The 22,428-nt window shown below is 45.7% G+C and carries 15 protein-coding genes; 11 read left to right on the top strand and 4 right to left on the bottom strand.

Features of this window, described 5'->3' with window-relative positions; genetic code table 11:
- The first annotated feature begins 3 nt into the window (after nt 1-3).
- From HMPREF1535_RS20995 to HMPREF1535_RS20985, 3 genes are all read left to right on the top strand, one after another.
- Nucleotides 4-1,977: a RagB/SusD family nutrient uptake outer membrane protein gene (locus HMPREF1535_RS20995; RefSeq protein ID WP_046147377.1), complete on the top strand. Its 1,974-nt coding sequence runs from the start codon at nt 4-6 to the stop codon at nt 1,975-1,977.
- Between the two features lie 156 nt (nt 1,978-2,133).
- Nucleotides 2,134-2,589, top strand: a complete 456-nt coding sequence (locus tag HMPREF1535_RS20990; protein ID WP_007658139.1) for an HU family DNA-binding protein — start codon at nt 2,134-2,136, stop codon at nt 2,587-2,589.
- Between the two features lie 395 nt (nt 2,590-2,984).
- Complete coding sequence (locus tag HMPREF1535_RS20985) at nt 2,985-3,872, top strand: Rpn family recombination-promoting nuclease/putative transposase (protein WP_046147376.1); 888 nt, start codon at nt 2,985-2,987, stop codon at nt 3,870-3,872.
- Nucleotides 3,873-3,963: 91 nt separating this feature from the next.
- Here the strand turns inward: HMPREF1535_RS20985 and HMPREF1535_RS20980 are convergent, their stop codons facing one another.
- Nucleotides 3,964-7,071 (bottom strand): glycoside hydrolase family 2 TIM barrel-domain containing protein, encoded by a 3,108-nt coding sequence (locus HMPREF1535_RS20980; RefSeq protein ID WP_087880827.1) that lies wholly within the window; start codon nt 7,069-7,071, stop codon nt 3,964-3,966.
- Between the two features lie 23 nt (nt 7,072-7,094).
- The gene (locus HMPREF1535_RS20975; RefSeq protein ID WP_046147374.1) at nt 7,095-9,410 is read right to left on the bottom strand and encodes a family 20 glycosylhydrolase; all 2,316 of its coding nucleotides are present in this window, start codon (nt 9,408-9,410) and stop codon (nt 7,095-7,097) included.
- Nucleotides 9,411-10,071: 661 nt separating this feature from the next.
- Between HMPREF1535_RS20975 and HMPREF1535_RS20965 the strand changes: the two genes are divergently transcribed.
- Nucleotides 10,072-10,938, top strand: coding sequence for a response regulator (locus tag HMPREF1535_RS20965; protein WP_244275668.1), 867 nt, complete (start codon nt 10,072-10,074; stop codon nt 10,936-10,938).
- A 5-nt stretch (nt 10,939-10,943) separates the two neighbouring features.
- Here HMPREF1535_RS20965 and HMPREF1535_RS20960 read toward each other — a convergent pair whose 3' ends face one another.
- Entirely contained in the window at nt 10,944-11,612 is a 669-nt protein-coding gene (locus HMPREF1535_RS20960) for a porin family protein (protein ID WP_046147371.1), read from the bottom strand.
- Nucleotides 11,609-13,408, bottom strand: coding sequence for a LysM peptidoglycan-binding domain-containing protein (locus HMPREF1535_RS20955; RefSeq protein ID WP_046147370.1), 1,800 nt, complete (start codon nt 13,406-13,408; stop codon nt 11,609-11,611). Before HMPREF1535_RS20955 ends, HMPREF1535_RS20960 begins: the two co-directional genes overlap by 4 nt.
- 81 nt (nt 13,409-13,489) lie before the next feature.
- Here HMPREF1535_RS20955 and HMPREF1535_RS20950 point away from each other — a divergent pair, with 81 nt between their 5' ends.
- The 7 genes from HMPREF1535_RS20950 (at nt 13,490) to nhaA (ending at nt 22,411) form a co-directional block, all read left to right on the top strand.
- Entirely contained in the window at nt 13,490-14,908 is a 1,419-nt protein-coding gene (locus HMPREF1535_RS20950) for a T9SS type B sorting domain-containing protein (RefSeq protein ID WP_046147369.1), read from the top strand.
- Nucleotides 14,889-15,860 carry a lytic transglycosylase domain-containing protein gene (locus tag HMPREF1535_RS20945; protein WP_007658129.1) on the top strand — a complete coding sequence of 324 codons (972 nt, stop codon included), beginning with the start codon at nt 14,889-14,891 and terminating at the stop codon, nt 15,858-15,860. The genes HMPREF1535_RS20950 and HMPREF1535_RS20945 overlap by 20 nt, the downstream gene beginning before the upstream one ends.
- An 82-nt stretch (nt 15,861-15,942) precedes the next feature.
- Entirely contained in the window at nt 15,943-18,783 is a 2,841-nt protein-coding gene (uvrA, locus tag HMPREF1535_RS20940) for an excinuclease ABC subunit UvrA (RefSeq protein WP_046147664.1), read from the top strand.
- Between the two features lie 89 nt (nt 18,784-18,872).
- Complete coding sequence (locus HMPREF1535_RS20935; protein WP_007658121.1) at nt 18,873-19,091, top strand: hypothetical protein; 219 nt, start codon at nt 18,873-18,875, stop codon at nt 19,089-19,091.
- A gap of 3 nt (nt 19,092-19,094) precedes the next feature.
- Nucleotides 19,095-19,691 carry an IMPACT family protein gene (locus HMPREF1535_RS20930; protein WP_046147368.1) on the top strand — a complete coding sequence of 199 codons (597 nt, stop codon included), beginning with the start codon at nt 19,095-19,097 and terminating at the stop codon, nt 19,689-19,691.
- A gap of 102 nt (nt 19,692-19,793) precedes the next feature.
- Nucleotides 19,794-20,996 carry a cation:proton antiporter family protein gene (locus HMPREF1535_RS20925; RefSeq protein ID WP_046147367.1) on the top strand — a complete coding sequence of 401 codons (1,203 nt, stop codon included), beginning with the start codon at nt 19,794-19,796 and terminating at the stop codon, nt 20,994-20,996.
- Between the two features lie 59 nt (nt 20,997-21,055).
- Complete coding sequence (gene nhaA, locus HMPREF1535_RS20920; protein WP_010802754.1) at nt 21,056-22,411, top strand: Na+/H+ antiporter NhaA; 1,356 nt, start codon at nt 21,056-21,058, stop codon at nt 22,409-22,411.
- Nucleotides 22,412-22,428: the final 17 nt, after the last annotated feature.

Here is a 22,428-nt window from a genome sequence, read left to right as displayed (position 1 = left end):
GATATGAAATTATTTAATAAATATGCTATTTTGTTAGCTAGTAGTTTGATGTTGTTGCCATCTTGTAACGATTTTCTGGATAAAACTCCGATTGCAGCTGTTACACCAGATACTTATCTATGGTCAGATGCCGATTTGGGAGCTTATGCATTAAAACAATATAGTTTTACGACACATCAGGGGGCTGGAATCGGCATTTGGGCTGGTGATAACCATACAGATAACCAAGCAACAAGTTCGTATGACACCAGGTGGGTACCGGGTGAGTGGAGAGTGAAGGATCATTATGATAAAGATTCTGATGACCCTTATTATTTCTCCGGGATTTATAATTGTAATTACTTTTTGGAAACGGTTATACCTCGTTATGAGGAAGGGACTTTAACCGGTTCTATAGATATGGTGAAACATTATATCGGAGAGATATATTTTCTGCGTGCCTGGAAATATTTCAGCAAATTACAGACTTTCGGTGATTTCCCGATTGTAAAGGAAACATTGCCGGATGACAAACCTATATTGGTTGAGGCTAGTAAACGTCAACCACGTCATTTGGTTGCCCGTTTTATTTTGGAGGATTTAGACAAAGCGATCGGGTTCTTGTCTGATAATCCGACAGGCGGAACTAACCGTATTACCCAAAAAGCAGCTTACCTGGTAAAATCGCGTGTAGCATTGTATGAAGCCAGCTGGGAAACCTATCATGCTAACACGGCATTTGTTCCGAACGGACCAGGTTATCCGGGTATTCAAAGCGATTATAATGCCCAAAGTGAAATTGCCTTTTTCCTAAAAGAATGTAAGGATGCAGCAGCAGCGGTTGCTGACAATGTACCTTTGGCGACAAACAACCATGTATGGGCGGATGGATTGGCAAAGATGAATAATCCTTATTTCGCTCAGTTCTCATCTAATGACATGAGCGGTTATCCTGAAATTCTTTTGTGGAGAGATTATAGTATTGGTTTAAATATAAGGCATTCTGCCGGTTTCTATATCCGTGTAGGAGGTAATAGTGGTTTTACCCGTCAGTTTGTGGAAACTTTCCTGATGAAGAACGGACTTCCTGTTTATGCAAACGGTAGCGGATATAAAGGTGATATGTCGGTAAAAGATGTCCGTGCGGATCGTGATGAACGTTTACAACTTTTCATGATGACTCCGAATGAAATTTTGACGGATGGACAGGTGGAATTTGTGGATACATTATCCTCACTGCCCAATATCCTGGCAAAGGCTGAAAGCCGTAATGTTACCGGTTACCAACTGCGTAAAGGATTGTCTAATAACTGGAGTCGCGACTGGAACGAATCTGAAGAGGGTTCTCCAATCTTCCGTGCTACCGAAGCATATCTGAATTACATAGAGGCTTCCTGTATCGAAAACAACGGTAGCAGTATTGATGGTAAAGCACAGGGATACTGGAGACAGTTACGCGAAAGAGCCGGCCTGCCGAGTGATTATAATGTAACGGTAGCAGCAACAGACCTTGGTAAGGAAAGCGATTGGGCGGTGTATTCTGCCGGTCAACAGGTAACGCCGTTGCTATATAATATTCGTCGAGAACGCCGTTGCGAGATGATGGAAGAAGGTTTGCGTATGTTTGACCTGAAACGTTGGAGAGCATTGGATCAATTGAATGCTACCTGGCAACCTGAAGGTATAAATTTGTGGGAATCCGGATTGTCTCACGAATATGCAAACCAGGGGATAAATCTCGTTGCAGACGGTTCTGATGTGGCAAATGTATCTTCTCCGGATAGAAGTACTTACCTCCGTCCTTATGAGATTATCAACAAGGTTTCTAACCTGATGTATGGTAAAGGATATGATTGGTGTGATGCCCATTATTTGAATCCAATTTCAATTATACATTTCCGTAATACGGCTGAGAATCCGGGCGACTTGACAACTTCTGTGATTTATCAAAATCCGGGATGGTCTCTTGTCGCAGATGAAGGCCCGAAGGTTAAATAATGATATATGAACTCTGAAAGATAACAGAGCATAAATTTCATAGGTATTAGCATAATTGATGTGGAAGGTTTCCTCCTCTGTGAAGAGGGGGAACCTTTGAGCTGATATCATCGAATTATCAGATATTTCAAGTAAGAATCTTTAAAACTATTTATTATGGCAATATTAATCAGAGCAATCCAGAGGGCTAATCCGCGGGATAAGAACGCACCGAAAAAATGGTATGCCGTTCAGAACTCTACCGGATTGGTGCCGGAAACGAAAGTGGCCGAGCTCATTGCCGACGAGACGACTCTCAATCCGTCGGAAGCGTTGATGTCTATCCGCCAACTTCGGAAGGTAATCCAACGTCTGATGGCAGACGGTCATAGTGTGAAACTAGGTGACTGGGGTACATTTTCCCCATCCCTTAACAGTAGGGGCAAGGATAAAAAAGAAGATCTGAAGGCTACGGATATTAATTGTGTAAATATTAATTTCCAGCCCGGAGAAGAATTGAAGGCTGCTATGCAAAAAGTGGACTTTGTATGGATCGACAAGCTGGTTGAAGGTAAAACAAATACCGGTGGTGGTTCTGGCGAGTCTGGCAGTGACCGTCCGGAGATTGAATAATTTCTATTTTCTGAATGATTAAAATTTCCTCTTCGGTTTTCCGGAGAGGATTTTTTATTCCGGCTTTTTGAGTTGAAGAACTCTGTTTTGTAACATGAAGGAGTAAACTCTGAAACATGAAGAGATTTGTTTTGAAACATCAAGAAGTCTTTTCCGAAACTAGAAGAAGTCGGCTTCGTGAGATGAAGAAGTTGGCTTTGCGAGATGAAGAAGTTTATTTCATGAGATGAAGAAGTCGGAATTTCGAGATGAGGAACTTATAAGTTTTCCCTTATTCAGGTGTAGGTTTTGATATATTTTACATTTATATATATTTTGTTTTTTATTCCATAAAAGATTTTTACCTTTGGCACATCGTTCACTATCGGACGTCCAACCATTTAAAACCTTGTACTATGGAACAGTACGTAAACATTATGTTAGATCGCGGCTTCAAAGCCGTATTCGGTAACAAACAAGTAGCTATCGACTTTATCAATGCCGCCTTGGAGGGCGAGCGACAAGTTAAAGACTTGACTTACCTGGATAAAGAAATTTTACCCGAGTCATTGGACCAGCGCACAGTTATTTTCGATTGCCTTTGTGAAGATGTGGATGGAACGAAGTTTATTTTGGAGATGCAGAATTGTCCCCAACGCTATTTTTTTAACCGTGGATTTTATTATATTTGTCGAATGATCTCCCGTCAGGGACAGATAGGTTCGGGGTGGAAGTATGAACTTCTTCCCGTGTATGGTATCTACTTGTTGAACTTCAGCTTGCCGGAGTTTTATTCCTGGCGAACGAACGTAGTCTTGGCGAATGAAGAAACAGGTGAATCTTTTGGTGAAATCAAACTGAAACAGATCTATATTTCGTTTGAGTTGTTTAATTTGAGTAAAGAGGAATGCGTAACTCCTTTTGAAAATCTGATTTATATATTGAAGAATATGGATATATTTGATATGTCTCCTTTCAAGGAGGAAAATGAAGCGTTTCGTCGCATACTCGATGCTGCAAACGTGAATGCAATGACATCCCATGAACGTGACGTGTATGACGAAGTCCTGAAGCGTTATCGTGATTGGCGATGTACGACTGAATATGCTATCGAACAAGCCGAGGAGAAAGGTTTGAAGAGAGGCATGGAAAAAGGTCTGGAAAAGGGCATGGAAGAAGGTATTGAAAAAGGTCAGCAAGAAGCTTTACAGAGAATTGCTCAAAATATGAAAGCGATGCAAATATCGACTGATGTCATAATGAAAGCAACCGGTATGACCTCCGAAGAGATCGAACAGCTTTAAATATTTATATTAAGAAGATAGCCATAAAAAATCCCGGGGAATTTTTCTCTCCGGGATTTTTTGTAATATGAATAAAGTTTGCAGCAGTCTGTTATTCTATCGGCCGGATAACAAACTCGAACGTTGTCTTCTCTACCGGAACTAGGTACTGAGGTAATACACCCGGACCGCAGGTAGCTGTTCCTACGCCGGCCTGTTCAGCATCCAGATGGATGGTGACTGTGCCGCTTCGTTTCAGTTGGTTGATATGCGTGGCTGCATCGATATTGCTGTCCGCGAAAGGAACGATACTGAATTGCCACGGGCGGGCGGCCGTTACGTGCAGGCCGTTGCCGGCTTCGTTGGTGATTGTTGCCCAGCGCATATCTGTGCGGTTACCTGTCGATTGCGGTTTGACGTAATAATGGAACATACGTTCCGCGTCTGTCCGGTCAATGGCGATACGGCCGCTTTGGATACGGTCTGTGTAGGTTTCTCCGGTATGTCCCAGGTAGGAAACCTGTGCATATTCGGCAGGCATTTCAAAAGTCAGTCCGATGCGTGCTAACGATTTGACGATGGTGGTGTCCGGGGTAAAGGTAGTCGCTATCTTTACTGTGCCGTCAGGGTTGACACTATAGTGCTGTGTCGCTGTCCCTACTGTTTCGGACTTGTCATTCAGCAGTGCCAGGGTTGTCTGTACGCTGTTCTTGCCTGTGCGGAAAGCTGTTGCTTGCTGGCTGAGTTTGTCGAGGCCGGCGGTTTTCCAGAGACGGGCACCATTGCGGTCGCGGTTATCGTTGTCGGTAATCGGACGGTACAGGCTGATGGTGAGAGGGGTTGAAAGTAACTCTTTACCATCGAGTTTGTAAGATGTCATGGTTCCTGTCTCTGGAGAGAAAGAGATGCTTACGCGGTCGTTGCTGAACGTGTTGCCGGATTGTTTTAGGGCGGACGCTTTCAGACCCGGATATTTCGGCTGATAGTTTTTATTGGCTGCCAATAAAAACTGGTCGTAAGCCACTTCATGAGTGGTAGGCAGGAATGGACGTGCCTGCTTGGGTGTCCAGCTCAGGTTCAGGAAGACTTCTTTGCAGTTTTTCGGCAAAACGGTTTTACCCAGTGTCAATGTTGCTGTTTCGTGGGGGAGGCAATCGACAGTTTCCGTTCCCTGACGGACAGTGCGGCCGTCGTCTGTAACCAACTGCCAGTTCAAGGTATATTCGTTCAGGTTGCTGAAGTCGTACCAGTTTTTAATGGAGAGGGTCAGATTGCGTTCGTCTGTCAGTTTTGTCTTGATATACTGGTAGACTTTTTTCACTTCGTTCAGATGCGGATGCGGTTCACGGTCGGCGCTGACCAGGCCGTTACAGCAGAAGTTGTCGAAGCTGGGGATACCTTTAGGACCGTAATCGCCGCCATACGACCAATACCAGTTGCCATTTTCATCCAGTTCGCGGAAAGACTGGTCCACCCAATCCCAGACGCAACCGCCCTGTGCCATCGGTTCGTCTTCGAATACGTCCCAGTATTCTTTCAGGCCGCCAACACTGTTACCCATCGCATGCACATATTCACAGAGGATAAAAGGACGGTAGATTTTCGGTTCCTTCTGGTTCAGATATTCTTTGATTACGTCTACGCTGCGGTACATGCGGCAATAGATGTCGGTATTGTAGTTTTGTTCGGCACGTTCGTACTGTACGGGGCGGTTCTTCTCGACCGATTTCAGCCAGTCGTAGGTACGTTCGAAGTTGATGCCGTTGCCGGCTTCGTTGCCCAGCGACCAGATTACGATGCAGGGATGGTTCTTGGAACGTTCGTACATCCGGCGGGTGCGGTCCATATGGGCCGGGAGCCAGGTACTGTCTTTAGCCAGCGATTCGGGACCGTATCCCATTCCGTGCGATTCGATGTTGGCTTCGTCGATCATATAGAGGCCGTATTCGTCGCAAAGTTCGTACCATAACGGGTCGGTCGGGTAGTGGGAGTTGCGTACGGTGTTGATGTTGTACTGCTTCATCAACTCGATATCTTTCAGCATCAGTTCGTGGCTGACCGTACGGCCCAGTTGCGAATGTTCATGGCGGTTGGTTCCTTTCACCAATGTCGGTACGCCGTTCACGCAGAAACGGCCGTCTTTGATTTCGGATGTGCGGAAGCCTACTCTGCCTCCGGTCAGTTCGGTTTCTTTGCCGTTAGCGTCTTTCAGGGAGAGGATGAGCGTATACAGGTTCGGATGTTCGGCACTCCAGGCTTTTACACCGGGGATTGTCGCTTCTTTGAATATAATCCGGCTGTTTTCTCCGGCAGGGATTTTAGCTTCCTCTTTCAGGACGGTTTTGCCGTCGGCATCTTTCAGCTGGTAAGCGATGCGGCTGTCCGGATTGGCAGGACCGGCAATCTGAACGTCCAGGTTGAAGATACCGTCTTTGTAAGTATTCTTGTCGAGAGTGGATACCACCTTGTAGTCGGCAATATACTGCCGGGGCGTGCTGTAGAGGTAGACGCTCCGTTCGATACCGCTCAGGCGCCACATGTCCTGGCATTCCAGGTAGGAACCGCTGCTCCAGCGATAGACTTCCAGGGCTACAGTATTCTCGCCCGGTTTCAGCTTATCGGTAATATCCCATTCTGCCGGGGTTTTAGAACCCTGGTTATATCCTAGTTTTTCCCCGTTCACCCATACATAATAGAAAGAAATGACGCCTTCGCAGCAGAGAATTACGCGGCGGCCGTCCCAGTTTGCCGGAACGGTGAAAGTGCGGCGGTAAGAGCCGACTTCATTTTCTTCATAAGGGACGAAAGGCGGATTCTTTTTGAAATTGAACATCGGGTCGTCGAACTCATACGTTTCGTTTACGTAGATGGCGGTACCGTATCCCTGCCGTTCCCAGTTGCCGGGAACGTTGATATCTGCCCATCCTCCGGTATAGAAAGAAGGCTTGTAGAAATCTTTCGGACGGTTGTCCGGGTTCTTTGTCCAATGGAATTTCCATTTTCCGTTCAGGCTCTGGTACCAGGGGGACGATTCGTGGTCGCGTACGGACAGGGCTTTCTCGTTCTCAAAAGGCCAGACGTAAGCGTGCGGTTCCAGTTTGTTGAGTCCGGTTGCGTACTGGCTTTGCCACTCGGGCTTGTTGTTGTCTGTCGACCCTGTAGCCGCCTGGAGCATCCCCAGGCAGCACAGAGCGAAAATAGATAACCTCGTTTTTCTCATTTGTATTTTAGAATTGATATGTTTCATTGTACTGTGACTTCATCTATATATATCCAGGTACCTTGTCCGGGACGTGTATGGTCGTCCGGGCATTTGCCGGGATTTTTCAGGGCGACTCTCAGGTAACGGCCTGTTGCTTTCAGATTGTCGAATGTCTTGTCTTCGATGCGGATTCCTTCGCGGAATATTTCTTCCGGAGTAAAACTGCGTTCTGCAACCTGCGTATATTTCTGGTTGTCGTCTGAGACGGACAACGTAATCCGGCTGGGGATATGTGCGCCCATTCCGTAATTGGTGATGCAGCCGATTGTTATTTCATTTATTGCCTCCGTTTTTCCCAGGTCGATCGTAAAGGTCGCATCTTCGTCGTACCAGCCGCACCATTCGAAGTCGGATTGTTTGTTGCTACCCCGTAATCCGTTGGTCAGGCGATATGTCTGGTTGTTTCCGTCCTGAACGGGGCGGGCGGTGGCCTTGTTCCAATGGAGCGGGAGGGTCAGGTTTTTTCCCATTTGTTTGCCGTTGGTAAAGGTTGCAGCGTTGATTGTGATATCGTTGGTGACAACCAGAGAGTCGGTGTACAGGGATGATGTGGCGACCGGTTCGTTCCCGTCGGTCGTATAACGTATTTCCATATCCGGCCGGATACAGGTGAGGGCAACTTTCAATGTATCGTTATTGCCTGTTACCAGATGGTCGATGTTGAACATGGAACGGGCATAATTTACTCCCAGATAGTCATAATGTTGTGTTAATACATCCAGGCGTTTCAGGAAGCCGGGCCAGTCTTTCCGGTCTTTTCCCGACCAGGCTATTTCGGCAACGGCGGCCAGACGGGGGAAGATGAGGTATTCGGCATCTTCGGGAGAGTTGGTAAATTCGGTCCATAACGAACCTTGAACACCTAAAAGGTTTGCTGTTACCTCTGGTTCCCATTCCGGTTGTATGGGTTCATAGTCATACACATTTTTCAGTGTGTTATTACCGAAATAAGTACGAGGCTCGAACCATTGCGGGCCTTGGTAGCGAATCAGATAAAGCACACGTGCCGGGGTCATGATAAATTTATGACCGAGTTTTCCGGCTTTGTACCCGGCAGTACCTAATCCCTGCCAGCCGTAAATAACGGCATCTTCAGGTATTTTGCTATTGGTCAGTTCATCCCAGCCCATAACCTGTTTACCTTTGCTTTTTACATAGTCAGCCATGCGGTTCATGAAATAGCCCTGTAAATCCTCGACGTCGGTGATGCCTTCTACTTTCATCCGTGCCCGACAAAGTGGACATTCTTTCCAGTATCTTTTGGAGGCTTCATCGCCTCCCAGATGAATATAGTGGGAAGGAAAGAGGTCTGCAACTTCATCTATCACATCTTCCAGGAAGGAAAATACTTTGTCGTTTCCGGCACAATAGACGATTTCGGATGCATGTGCACCCATACCCGGAATGACGCTGATAAAATCTTTAACTATGGGACATGCCAGTTCCGGATAGGCAGCCAGTGAAGAATTGGTATGTGCCGGCATCTCTATTTCCGGGATAATTTCAACCTGATGTGCTTCGGCATAGGCGATAATTTCTTTCATGTCTTCCTGTGTGTAGAAGCCCCCTACAGGTGTTGGTTCTTCTGGCTGAGCATTTTTGCGTTGGGAGAAGTCGCTTTCGCGGGCAACACGCCAGGCTCCGATCTCCGTTAATCGGGGATATTTTTTTATTTCCAGTCGCCAACCGTTTCCGTCGACCAGATGCAGATGTAGTTTGTTCAGTTTTAGCATGGCCATATAATCAATGATTTTGATTATATTTTCTTTAGGAATGAAAAAGCGGGAAACATCGAGCATTAATCCGCGGTAGGGAAAGCGTGGGCTATCTTGAATGCCTAGTGTTGGTACGTTCCATTGGATATTGTTAACCGGTTCCTTACTTTCTATAGCTGGAGGAAGTAGCTGGCGAATTGATTGTATGGCATAGAAGAAACCTGCTTTATCTGCTGCGTTGATGGAGATGCGGGAAGGAGTTATGTCCAGTTTATAACTTTCCTTTACGAGTGTTGTGTCGGTAGAAAAAATGACGGAGGCGGAAGCGGCGGACGAACCAGTGTTTACCACAGGTGTAAATCCGGCAGAAGAGGTAAACAAATCAGCTAATAATCCGGCAATCGGTTCTTGTTCCCGGTTCTCGACCTGGATGACAGTATTCTTGCTGAATGTGAAATGGCTGTTACCGGCTACTTGTTGTTCTGGTAGCGGGACAATATTAATTGGGACCGGACCAGTGGTGGTACATCCGGTAATCAACCAGACAATAAAGAAAAAAAGAAGGAGTTTGCTTTTTGTCATTTGATATACTTTTAATGTTAACAATATTGTTTTATGCTACCGGAGTATGCTGTTGCAAATGTAGATGTATGGTTATAGGTTTATGTCCGGATTTGTACAAAAAACTTCAATATTTGTCCATAAAATGATGTTCGTGTTGATTTTTAAGGCTATTGGAAATAGTATTAGTTCCGTAAGAACTCATGTTCTCTTATTTACTCAACAAAGATATAAAAAGATTTTTTTACACAAAGATGCTTCTCTTGTAGTTTATGGAGCAGAATTTTATTTCTTATTTAATTCTAACAAGTATACAGTAAAATTTAGTGAAGCGATATATGGTGTTTTATAGCCAGCCTGTACACCTTAGATTCTAAAACAGTAACTATTCTTTTGGTTATTCGTTATAATAAGCTACCTGTAAACTACCGAAGTTTTTAATTCTATGACTAATTCTTTAATAATCTATTAATTAGGGTATAATGACATGAGTTCTTACGGAACACTGGTATTAATCTATTAATCAAATATTGAAGGTGTGGCTATAAGAGTGTATATATATTTATTTTATGTCTTTTTTTGTTATTCGGCTCATATAAGCGTTATATCAGGAATGATCTGGTTTATGTTCTGTTGTAGCTTATTGGTTATAATAGGGTTGTTCTTTGTTTTCTGTCTGATCGTGAAAAAGCGGAAAAAGGAATCATCAGTCACATGTTTGCAATGGGCTGGGAAAGAGTTTGATGTCAATCTACACAGGCTATTTACGGACTTTTCTGTAGGAAAGTATTCCGTTCTGATTATGGAGGATGAACCGGAGCTTCGAAATTATCTGAAGATTTCATTGAAAACACATTTCAGGCAAGTGTATGTGGCGGAAGAAGGAGGAGAAGCATTGAATATAGCTGTGCATTGTGTACCGGATATTGTTGTTTGTGATATGATGATGTCTCGTATGAATGGCTTTGAATTTTGCCGGCAATTAAAAAGTACGCCGGAAGTCAGCCATATCCCGGTTATTTTGTTGACTGCCAGGGCAGACCAGGGTAGTACGATACAAGGATATAAAGAAGGAGTAGATTTTTATTTACCGAAACCGTTTGATTTGGAGTTCTTGTTGGTAATGATCTGTAATCTTTTAAAGAACAGGGAAGCGGTTAAACAACGGTATAAAAACAGTAATTCGGTCGTTTCTCTTAAAGAAGATACGATTAGCAATGCGGATGAGGTATTTATGAGAAAACTGAATGAACTGATCAGAGACCAGTTGGAAAATCCCGACCTGGATGTGAACTATGTCGCCACGCAAATGGCAATGAGCCGTGCTTCCCTGTATAATAAGCTGAAGGCATTGACCGGTATCAGTATCGGCGATTATATTAATAAGTTCAGGATGACCCGTGTGATGGAACTGCTGGCGGATAAGAATCTCAGCATCCTGGAGGTTTCGGAGAAGGCAGGGTTTACCAACCAGCGTTATTTTAGCACGGTATTTAAACAAGCGTACGGAACGACTCCGTCCAAATACCGTCAGGAACATTTCAGTTGAAAATCTTATTTCCGGATGGGCAGCAGGTAAATGATACGTGCGGAGATTACCTGGCTGGACGATTTGTTGAAGTAATCGCTTTTGCGGCTGCCGTAAATATCACCCAGCGCATAATAATAGCGTCCTTCCAGCAGGAAATAACCGATGCCGGTACGCAGTTCAAGCCCCGGACCACCACACAATCCCCAATCGAATTTTTTCTGGATGGCCATGTTGTGTTGCTCATTGGAGCCGGGGTTCGTATTTGCCTCGTTCGGGTTTGTTTCCGTCTTTTCGCTGAAGGCATAACCTATTTTGGGGCCCAGGTTAAAATAGAACTTGAATCTGTTGCTGCCGAAATAGATATGAGTGAAGAACGGTATTTCGAAATAATTGATCGTACGACTGTATTTGTAGGTCGGATGTTCTTCGAATTCCTCGTCCCATCCCTGTTGGCTGAAATTCAGTTCGGTTTGCAACCCCAGGTTCTTTTCTGTGTTCCAGCGCAGCACCAGTCCGGCATTGTAACCCTGTTTCATTTTCGTATATACCTTGGGATTGAAACTTACGGACGAGAAGTTCATACCGAAGGAAGCACCTACGGAGACTTCCTGAGGAAACCTGCTTTGCTGTGCCATGGCGCTTATAATAACGGCCAGGCACAAAAAGGATGTGATTATACTCTTTCTGATCATCTTACTTCGCTACGTGTTACGTTAAAATCACTCTGGTAGTGAACGATAAATATATTGGTATTGATGAATCCGCCCCAGTTATTTACCCGTTCAAAATCGAAACCTGTCTGTATGCTCTTGTAACGGATCTTATCCAGGTTGTTTTCGAAATTGGAACCATATTTTTTGATGGCATCAAAGAAGAACATACCGGTGTCGAATCCTAATATACCGTATTTAGGGAACGTATTGATCAGGTTCTTGCTATACCATGTCTTATATTTTGAATAGAAATCGGCAACTTCAGGTGAAAGGTTATCGGCATAGAAGTTACTATATATATATGTATTCAAGGCAAAGAAATCATCTAGGCACTCACGAGTGTATGTTTGCCATACAGGATAACCGAACAGGGTGATATTACATTCGGGTTTAGACTCAGCCAGCATACGTAAAGGAGATTTGAGTTTATTCAGTGCATCCAGTGAATCGGAAGTCGGAATAATCACACTTCGTTTATCTGTACTGAGCATAGCTTCCATCTCGACCGGGAATGTTTCGGCTGAGTAGGTCAGTTCACGCCAGGCGATGTTCCGTTGTTTCATTTCTGTTTTGAAGGCTTTGATGAAATCCGTTTTCTCTTCTATACCGGGCACTTTTACAAAGATGATATTATCGTTTCCAAACAGGTCGCAACCAGCTTGGGATGCTTTGGCATACAAATAGGAATGAGGCGTATTAACCTGGTATACATGCGCATTGGATAATACATCGTCATTTTTGGAAGTGAACGGGATCACGTATTTGATATTATTCTTTTCTGCAAATTCGGCAACAGGAGCGATCTGGTCGTTCTGTACGGCTCCGATGATCAGGTTGGCTTCTTTCAAAGCATCTTCTTTCAGAATTTCTTTCACCTTCTTGGTGCCGTTGCCGGTATCGAAGACGGAAAGTTCGATCGAACAACCGCTGTTGCGGAGGCTGTCGACTGCCAGCAGCATACCTTCGTAATATTCAATAAAACGCAGCGTGTTGGAAGAAGGAGTTGCTTCGTTTGTCATGAACGGCAATAACAAAGCGACCTTGATCATATTGACGTGCTTGATCTTTTGAGGTGTCGACAAAAGGGCATTGACGTCTCTTTCATGCATGGCAGGGGCTGTTTCAGTCACTGTCTCTTTAGTCTCTACCGGTATTTTAATGACCATACCGGCTTTTACTCCGTTTTTCAGTTCGGGGTTTCGCTGGAGCAGCTCTGCACTGGATACATTGAATTTCCGGCAAATGCGGTACATCGTTTCTTTCTTGGCGATCGTATATTCGATTTCCTTGGTTACGGTCTTTATATCTGTGGTCGGCAGTGTCTCTATAGGAGTTGCCGGGATACGGATTGTCTTGCCTATGGTAAAAGAGGAAACGGATAATCCGGGATTTGCCGCGATAATATCAGGACCGGGCACTTTGTACCGGACAGATAATGAATACAGCGTTTCTTTGGGTTGTATAGTATGATACAGATAATTATCTTCTGCATTTCCCATCGGAGCGGAACTTACATCCTTTTGTGGAATTTTTAAGGTGGCTCCGGCCTTTATGGATTCGCGGCTTTCGGGATTCAGGCGATAAATGTCGTCGACAGTTACTCCGTACATGGTTGCGATCGAGTAGACTGTTTGTCCTCGTTCAATCGTATGATAAAATATATTATCATTTAGTTCGTTAGTAGTAATGATCCGTGCTCTGTTGTTTTGTGAATACAAGGAGACAGCGGAAAAACTCAGGCATAACGTCAATACGTATATACTAATCTTATTCATTTGCTGATTCGAATATTTGCAGCAAAGATAGTGTATGTCCGTATAAAATACTAATTTTGGAAGCTAATTAGGTTATAATATATGCAAAGGAATTGTTTAAGAAGAGTGATCGGGACGCTCTGTTTTTTGTTATTGATACTTGCAGCACATGCTCAAAAATATACGGTAACAGGGGGGAGAGGTACGCCTTTACAGGCTTATGATAATAAGCAAGGCAACACCAGTAGCCGATTTGAGGTTTACCTTGTGTATGGCATGGATAATGTGGAAATACGATATACCCCTACATCAAGTACATATCAATGGTACCGCTATAAAAATAAAGCAGGCGTTGGAGGGGATGCTGAAAAAATACCTTCTGTAAATGAAGGAAATACAACTGTTATCCGGAATATAGAAGAAGGATATGGTTATTATATATTGGAAGACGATGCTTACTCGAAAGCTGGAGGGTATGTATGGATTATTGACTATAGCAAATATGAATTCAATATAACCAGTTTGTTTGTGGATACACAAAAAAGTGGTTGTGATGCCATGTATCTGGGTGGTACAAGCGATATAAAGGATATGAGATATGTGCTTCCTGATGTTAATGGCACTCCCGGTTTTCTGGAACGTGAGTTTGACGTGACTTATCAGACAATGGAAATACCGGAAGGAGATAATCAGAGTATTATTCCTAAAACGGCGACGGCGACTATAACGGGAAATCCGTTTAAAGCCAGCTTAGAACCTCCCTACAGCGATACGGAAGTAGAGTTGAAGGGCGATCAGTTTGCCCGTCATTTCGGTGTGGAAAAATCAATGCTTACTGATATGTATCAGGCTGTCGCTGTGCTGGCTGTTATGAAAATAGATACTTTGTCTTATGCTTCAGATGTGCCTAATATGGTCGTAAAAGGCGACAGCCTCTCTGCTCCGGTCGAGTTTAATTTTACGGCAATTGCAAATACGCCGGTTGCTGCTATGTTTAATTGGAAGATATACAGGAAGGATGAAGGCGGAGGAAGCAGTGAAGGTAATGAAGAAGGCGAAGAGAATAACGGTACGCTATTGAGGGACTTTAGCGGAGAGGAAACTTCTTTTATTTTCAACCAAAATGGTACTTACGTGGTTAAATTAACAGTGAACGACCGGACTGGTCAATGCCAGGCAAATCCACCTGATGTTACGGTAAACATTTCGGATTCTTACCTCGATGTACCGAATGCTTTTTCGCCCGGTACATCACCCGGCATTAACGACGAGTTCAGAGTAGCTTATCGCTCTCTGACCCGTTTTAAATGTTGGATATTCAATCGGTGGGGAGTGGAAATGTATCATTGGACGGACCCGTCGAAAGGCTGGGACGGCAAAAAGGGAGGCAAGTATGTAGCCCCCGGTGTTTATTTTTATGTGATTGAGGCTACCGGCTCGGACGGTAAACCTATAAAGAGAAAAGGTTCTATTAACATTCTTAGATCAAAACAAATTCAGGATGAGATTATCGAAGAATAGTATATTCAGTTTTTTGTCGGGCGGTCTGATTTGCCTGACTGCTTGTTTGTCTATCGGCTCAAGCGATTCGGAAAAAGTAATGGACGGGCGTCCGGTGGTGATGTCGATGACATCGTCGCCCGATATACCTGCGTCGGTTATTTTCTGTGGTAAACCTATTGATCTGACCCGCTATAATATGCGTGAAGGGTTCGACCGTGAAATGAGTAGTTTTACCTATTTCCATTCGACCACTATGTTACTGATCAAGCGGGCCAACCGCTATTTCCCGGTTATCGAACCGATATTGAAGGCAAACGGTATCCCCGATGACTTCAAATATCTGGCTGTGATAGAAAGTCATCTGGACCCGCGTGTGTCGTCGCCGGCACGTGCCGTGGGAATGTGGCAGTTTCTGGAAGGGACAGGCAAACAATATGGCCTGACTGTTACTCCGACGGTCGATGAACGTTGCCATGTAGCCAAGGCGACCGAGGCTGCCTGTAAATACTTGAAAGCTGCCTACGACAAATATGGCGATTGGGCGAATGTGGCTGCTTCCTATAATGCGGGTATGGGACGTATCTCCGGCGAACTGACCAAACAGGAAGCCGACAGTACTTTCGACCTTTGGCTGGTAGAGGAAACAAGCCGTTACGTCTATCGTATCATGGCGATCAAACAGATATTTGAGAACCCGTATAAATATGGTTTCGTACTCCGGGCGGAAGACCTGTACAAGCCGGTTGCCTGCGAAGATGTGGCTGTCTCGTCAGATATTCCCGATTTGTCTGCTTTTGCACAGAAGTATGATATAACCTATGCCGACCTGAAACGCTTTAACCCCTGGTTGCGCGACCGGAAATTGCAGACATTGGGCAAGACTTATACGCTTCAGGTTCCTAAACAAAGTGATATGTATTACAAGACACCAAACACATACGTGCATAACCCGGCTTGGGTGGTAAGATAAATTCCTTCCGGGTGTAATCGGAGTTCCATTCGGATGGAACAGGATTTTCTCCCGGATGAAAAAGAAAACAGTGATAAGAAGTATGAATGATAAGAATGCATTGGAAGGCGGACGTATTTCCGTTTTAGGCGCCCGCGTTCACAATTTGAAGAATATAGACGTCGAGATACCGAGAAACAAACTAACCGTGATAACGGGTATGAGTGGCAGTGGTAAGTCGTCACTGGCTTTTGATACGATTTTTGCGGAAGGACAACGCCGGTATGTGGAGACATTCTCTGCCTATGCCCGTAACTTCCTCGGAAATATGGAACGTCCGGATGTGGATAAGATCACCGGATTGAGCCCGGTCATCTCGATCGAACAGAAAACGACCAACAAGAATCCCCGTTCTACTGTCGGTACGACGACAGAGATCTACGACTTTTTCCGTCTGCTTTATGCGAGGGCGGGAGAGGCGTACTCGTATCTAAGCGGAGAGAAGATGGTGAAATATACCGAAGAGCAGGTGCTCGACCTGATTCTGGAGCATTATGAGGGAAAGAAAACATACCTCCTGGCTCCGCTGGTCCGCAATCGTAAGGGACATTATAAGGAACTGTTCGAGCAGGTTCGTAAGAAAGGCTATCTGACCGTCCGTGTCGATGGAGAGATCAAGGAGATATTCCATGGCATGAAGCTGGACCGTTACAAGATGCACAGCATTGAAGTTGTGATCGACAAAATGGTTGTCTCGGCTTCCGACGAACGCCGCCTGAAAGAAAGCCTGCGTACAGCCATGAAGCAGGGTGACGGACTAGTCATGCTGCTGGATGCCGATACGGACGAGTTGCGCCATTACAGCCGCCGCCTGATGGACCCGGCTACCGGACTTTCCTACAGCGAACCGGCTCCGCATAACTTTTCCTTTAACTCCCCGCAAGGTGCATGCCCCAAATGTAAGGGGTTGGGACAGGTGAACCTGCTGGATATGGAAAAGATCGTGCCGGACCCTTCCCTCAGTATCTATAACGGCGGGATCGTGGCCCTAGGGAAATATAAGAATTCGCTTATCTTTTGGCAGATCGAAGCCCTTTGCGAGAAACATGGGGTAACGATCAAGACGCCGATCAAGGATATTCCGGCGGAGGCGATCGACGAGATCATGAACGGAACCGACGAACGGCTTCAGATCAAGAACGAATCCCTGGGTTCTTCCAATTATTTCCTGTCTTATGAAGGCGTTGCCAAATATATCCTGATGCAGCAGGAGAGCGAGGCGTCCGCTTCCGCACAGAAATGGGCGGGGCAGTTTATTAAAATGACTACATGTCCGGAATGTAACGGCCAGCGTCTGAACAAAGAGGCATTGCATTACCGGATTGCCGATAAGAATATTGCGGAAATATCTTCTTATGATATATCCGAACTGTATGATTGGCTGGACGGCATCGAAGACCGTCTGGACCAGAAGCAGAAACAGATAGCGATAGAGATATTGAAGGAGATCCGTTCGCGCCTGAAATTCCTGCTGGATGTGGGGCTGGATTATCTCTCTCTCAACCGTGCTTCGGCAAGCCTTTCCGGCGGTGAAAGCCAGCGTATCCGCCTGGCAACCCAGATCGGCAGCCAGCTGGTCAATGTGCTTTATATCCTCGACGAGCCGAGTATCGGGTTGCATCAGCGTGATAATGTCCGTCTGATCAACTCTTTGAAAGAACTTCGTGATACAGGGAACTCGGTCGTTGTCGTGGAACATGACAAGGATATGATGCTGAATGCCGATTACGTGATCGACATGGGTCCGAAAGCCGGCCGTCTGGGCGGAGAGGTCGTGTACGAAGGTACGCCTCAGGAGATGCTGAAAGTCGATACGCTGACGTCCGCTTATCTGAACGGAAAAACAGAAATTGCCATTCCTGCCGAACGTCGGAAAGGAAACGGCAAGTTCATCTCCATCAAAGGAGCCGGCGGTAATAACCTGAAAAACGTAGATGTGACTTTCCCACTGGGAACGCTGATCTGTGTGACAGGCGTGTCGGGGAGCGGCAAATCGACGTTGATCAACCGTACCCTGCAACCGATCCTGAGCCAGCATTTCTATCGTTCGCTGGAAGATCCGTTGCCTTATAAGTCGATCGAAGGTATTGATAATGTGGATAAGATCGTCAATGTCGACCAGTCGCCTATCGGACGTTCGCCGCGAAGCAATCCGGCTACCTATACGGGTGTGTTTTCCGATATCCGTAACCTCTTTGTCGATCTTCCCGAATCGAAAGTAAGGGGATATAAACCGGGACGCTTCTCATTCAACGTGTCCGGCGGTCGTTGCGAAACCTGTAAAGGGAATGGTTACAAGACCATCGAGATGAACTTTCTGCCCGACGTATTGGTGCCCTGCGAGGACTGTCATGGCAAACGTTACAACCGCGAAACACTGGAAGTGCGTTTCCGTGGTAAATCCATCGCGGATGTATTGGATATGACGATCAACATGGCGGTGGAGTTCTTCGAGAATATTCCGACCATCTTGTCCAAGATCAAGGTCTTGCAGGATGTGGGCCTGGGTTATATTAAACTGGGGCAACCTTCCACCACGTTGTCCGGCGGCGAAAGCCAGCGTGTGAAGCTGGCGACTGAGCTGGCTAAAAAGGATACAGGCAATACATTATATGTACTGGACGAACCGACAACCGGTCTTCATTTCGAAGACATCCGTGTTCTTCTGGGTGTCCTGAACAAACTGGTGGAAAAGGGCAACACCATCATCGTCATCGAGCATAACCTCGACGTCATCAAATGCGCCGACTACCTGATCGACATGGGCCCCGAAGGCGGCCGTAAAGGCGGTCAGGTCTTGTTTACCGGCACCCCGGAAGAGATGGTAAAGAAGAAAACGAAGAGCTATACCGCTCCGTTCCTGAAAGAGGAGTTGAAACAATAACCTGGCATAGGCAGACGAGGAATATGGCACGCCTATCCCCGTTTGCCGACATAACTAAGATAGAATAATAACTAAGTGAAGACAGATATATGAAGAATCCTATCCAAATGATCAAACAATGCGTAGAGAAGGAAGAACCTTATTTCCTGCTGCGCGGACAAGATATATGCGCCCTGGCGGCCATTGAAACTTATTACGAAGAGGTGAAGAAAAATGTGAAAGATCCCTACTTTATCGAGGAGATCGAAGAGATCATGAAAGACTTCCGGGCCTTCCGCGAAGAACAGCAAACCCATATACCGGATTGATCGATGGCAGACGACAGTTACAGAACCATTAAACAAGTAGCCGAGGGCTATTACACGGAGAAGCGTAGCCGCTTTATCTCGTATGCCATCCCCGTGCGTACGGTCGAAGAGGTGAAGGAGCAACTGGACCGGTACCGTAAACAATATTATGATGCACGCCATGTCTGCTGGGCTTATATGCTGGGACCGGACCGCCTGACGTTTCGTGCAAACGATGACGGCGAACCGTCTTCCACTGCCGGGAAACCGATCCTCGGACAGATCAATTCCAATGAACTGACGGATATTCTGATCCTCGTAGTCCGTTATTTCGGAGGTATCGAGCTGGGTACCAGCGGGCTGATCGTTGCCTATCGTACGGCCGCTGCCGAAGCGATTGCGGCCGCCGAAATAGAGGAACGTACGGTGGATGAAGATATCACAGTCGCTTTCGAATATCCCTACCTGAACGGGATCATGCGCATAGTGAAAGAAGATAACCCCCTTATTGTATCTCAGAAATTCGAAATGGACTGTGAGATGACACTACGTATCCGAAAAGGGGAGGCGGAAAAGCTGAAGAACCGCTTATTGAAAGTGGAGTCGGCCTATCTGAAGTAATTTATTAATAATCTGAAACATGAGTTACCTGCTATTTCCGATTTGAGAGGATTTCCTTATTTTTGTACTCTGAAATCTAAACAAGCAAATAGTGGTAATATAATGAAGAAGATTCTGTTATTTTCTTTTTTCTTAGTGATTGGTTTGGTTGTCTCGCAGTTTCTTCCTGCTATGGTGGGAGAGAACTATTCGATGGTGAAGACGATCTCCAACACGTTGTTGTATGTGTGCCTGGCCTTTATTATGATCAACGTGGGCCGGGAGTTTGAAATGGACAAAACCCGTTGGAAATCTTATACGGAGGATTACTTTATTGCAATGGCAACCGCAGCCTTTCCCTGGATCTTTGTGGCGTTGTATTATATGTTCGTCCTGCTTCCCGATATCTATTGGTCGAGTGGCGAAGCCTGGAAGGAAAACCTGTTGCTGAGCCGTTTTGCGGCGCCTACCTCTGCCGGCATTCTCTTTACTATGCTTGCTGCTGCCGGACTGAAGGCTTCATGGGTATATAAAAAGGTGCAGGTTCTGGCTATTTTCGACGACCTCGATACAATCCTGCTGATGATACCGCTTCAGATCATGATGGTGGGACTGCGCTGGCAGTTGGGTGTTATCATCCTGATCGTGATGGTGCTGCTTATGCTCGGGTGGAAGAAGATGGGCACTTATAATATGCGTCAGGACTGGAAAGCGATCTTGCTCTATGCAATTGTGACGCTGGCTATTACACAGGGAGTTTATCTGGTGTCCAAACATTTCTATGGTGAAGACGCCAGTATTCATATCGAAGTGCTGCTGCCTGCTTTCGTCCTGGGTATGATCATGAAGCATAAGCATATTGACACGAAGGTCGAACACAATGTGGCTACAGCCATATCCTTCCTGTTCATGTTCCTTGTGGGAGTGAGTATGCCGGTATTCTTTGGCATTGATTTTGCCAAACAATCGGCCGAGGCGGCAACCATTACCGGGGCGCAGCCGATGATGTCGTGGCCGATGATCCTGTTGCATGTTCTTATTGTCTCTTTCCTTTCTAATATAGGAAAACTTTTCCCGCTGTTCTTCTATCGCGACCGACGCAAACGTGAGCGTCTGGCATTGTCGATCGGTATGTTTACGCGTGGTGAGGTAGGAGCAGGTATTATTTTCATCGCTCTCGGATACAATTTAGGTGGACCGGCCCTGATGATTTCTGTCCTTACTATTGTGTTTAATTTAATTTTAACTGGTATCTTTGTGGTCTGGGTAGAAAAATTGACCCGCAGCGCCTATCAGCTCGAAATGGCAGAGAAGCAAAGACAATAACACAGTTAGGAATTACGGAGACAGGTCAGCAAGCTGTCTCCGCAAATATTTTAAACACAATGGATCGTACTATTAATGTTATCCTGAAACCATTGCGCCGTTTCGCTACACAGAAGTCGAGCGCCAGTTTTCTATTGTTTATGGCCACCATACTGGCTATGATACTGGCCAATTCCCCTTGGGCGTATGCTTATCATCATATATTATCTTATCCCATAGATCTTCAGATCGGTAAATTCAATTTGTTTTCGCATCACGGAGAGCCGATGCCGATGCTGGCTTTTGTGAATGATGCCCTGATGGCTGTATTCTTCTTTGTGATAGGGTTGGAGATCAAGCAGGAGGTTTTGATCGGCGAACTCAGTTCGGTCCGTAAGGCGATCCTTCCGGTAATTGCCGCTTGCGGTGGTATGATCGTGCCGGTCCTTTTCTTCCTTCTGGTGTGTAATACAGGACCGGAAGCACGCGGGGCTGCTATCCCAATGGCTACCGATATCGCTTTTGCCCTTGCCGTTCTGGGACTTTTGGGGAAGCGGGTTCCTCTGAGTATGCGAATTTTCCTGACGGCGTTGGCTGTTGTCGATGATATCGGCGGTATAATTATTATCGCTTTGTTTTATAGCGGGCATATTGCCTATCAGCCGTTGCTGATTTCCCTGGCCCTGTTGGCGTTATTGTATGCCGGAGGGAAGATGCGGGTAAATAATAACCTGTTCTATTATATTGTCGGTTTTTTTGTCTGGATTTTGTTCCTGGAATCGGGTATCCATCCTACCATTGCAGGGGTATTGGTTGCCTTCACCGTTCCTGCCCGTCCGAAGATCAACCTGAACGATTTCACCTGTGATATGACCGGCTATCTGAATATGCTGGACTATACGGAGGTGCGCCAGTCTAAAAAGGCCGCCGTGCTGACTCCGACGCAGATACAGGTATTGAACAATATCCATTCGCTGGCGGATAGAACGATCAGTCCGTTGCAAAGCATTGCCGACAAATTGCATCCGATGGTAAATTACCTGATCCTTCCGCTGTTTGCCTTTGTGAATGCCGGTGTCACGTTCGGCGATATCCAGCCTGCGTCTTTGGTCAATGTGCCGTTGGCAGTCTTCCTGGGATTGTTTGTCGGAAAGACATTGGGGATTTTCTCTTTTACCTATTTCTTTGCCCGTACAAGCCTCGCCTCTATGCCTGCGGGAATGACACGTTGGAATCTGTTTGGTGTGTCGATGTTAGGAGGTATTGGTTTCACAGTTGCACTGTTCATCGCTAACCTGTCGTTTAACACTACGGATGCTGTAGGCATGGATTTGCTGAACCAGGCTAAACTTGGCGTATTTACGGGATCGTTTGTCTCTGGACTTTGCGGATACTTATTGCTGAAAAAGGTGCTGCCGAAGGCGGCAAATGAGTGATAACATACATTTGACGC

The sequence above is a fragment of the Parabacteroides goldsteinii DSM 19448 = WAL 12034 genome (assembly GCF_000969835.1).
GTDB lineage: Bacteria > Bacteroidota > Bacteroidia > Bacteroidales > Tannerellaceae > Parabacteroides > Parabacteroides goldsteinii.
This window is presented reverse-complemented; position numbering and strand designations above follow the sequence as displayed.

Bases quoted from the DNA above. Each gene is read 5' to 3' on its own strand.
- HMPREF1535_RS20995 (WP_046147377.1), top strand. From the start codon at position 4: ATGAAATTATTTAATAAATATGCTATTTTGTTAGCTAGTAGTTTGATG.
- HMPREF1535_RS20990 (WP_007658139.1), top strand. From the start codon at position 2,134: ATGGCAATATTAATCAGAGCAATCCAGAGGGCTAATCCGCGGGATAAG.
- HMPREF1535_RS20985 (WP_046147376.1), top strand. From the start codon at position 2,985: ATGGAACAGTACGTAAACATTATGTTAGATCGCGGCTTCAAAGCCGTA.
- HMPREF1535_RS20980 (WP_087880827.1), bottom strand. From the start codon at position 7,071: ATGAGAAAAACGAGGTTATCTATTTTCGCTCTGTGCTGCCTGGGGATG.
- HMPREF1535_RS20975 (WP_046147374.1), bottom strand. From the start codon at position 9,410: ATGACAAAAAGCAAACTCCTTCTTTTTTTCTTTATTGTCTGGTTGATT.
- HMPREF1535_RS20960 (WP_046147371.1), bottom strand. From the start codon at position 11,612: ATGATCAGAAAGAGTATAATCACATCCTTTTTGTGCCTGGCCGTTATT.
- HMPREF1535_RS20955 (WP_046147370.1), bottom strand. From the start codon at position 13,408: ATGAATAAGATTAGTATATACGTATTGACGTTATGCCTGAGTTTTTCC.
- HMPREF1535_RS20950 (WP_046147369.1), top strand. From the start codon at position 13,490: ATGCAAAGGAATTGTTTAAGAAGAGTGATCGGGACGCTCTGTTTTTTG.
- HMPREF1535_RS20945 (WP_007658129.1), top strand. From the start codon at position 14,889: ATGAGATTATCGAAGAATAGTATATTCAGTTTTTTGTCGGGCGGTCTG.
- uvrA (WP_046147664.1), top strand. From the start codon at position 15,943: ATGAATGATAAGAATGCATTGGAAGGCGGACGTATTTCCGTTTTAGGC.
- HMPREF1535_RS20935 (WP_007658121.1), top strand. From the start codon at position 18,873: ATGAAGAATCCTATCCAAATGATCAAACAATGCGTAGAGAAGGAAGAA.
- HMPREF1535_RS20930 (WP_046147368.1), top strand. From the start codon at position 19,095: ATGGCAGACGACAGTTACAGAACCATTAAACAAGTAGCCGAGGGCTAT.
- HMPREF1535_RS20925 (WP_046147367.1), top strand. From the start codon at position 19,794: ATGAAGAAGATTCTGTTATTTTCTTTTTTCTTAGTGATTGGTTTGGTT.
- nhaA (WP_010802754.1), top strand. From the start codon at position 21,056: ATGGATCGTACTATTAATGTTATCCTGAAACCATTGCGCCGTTTCGCT.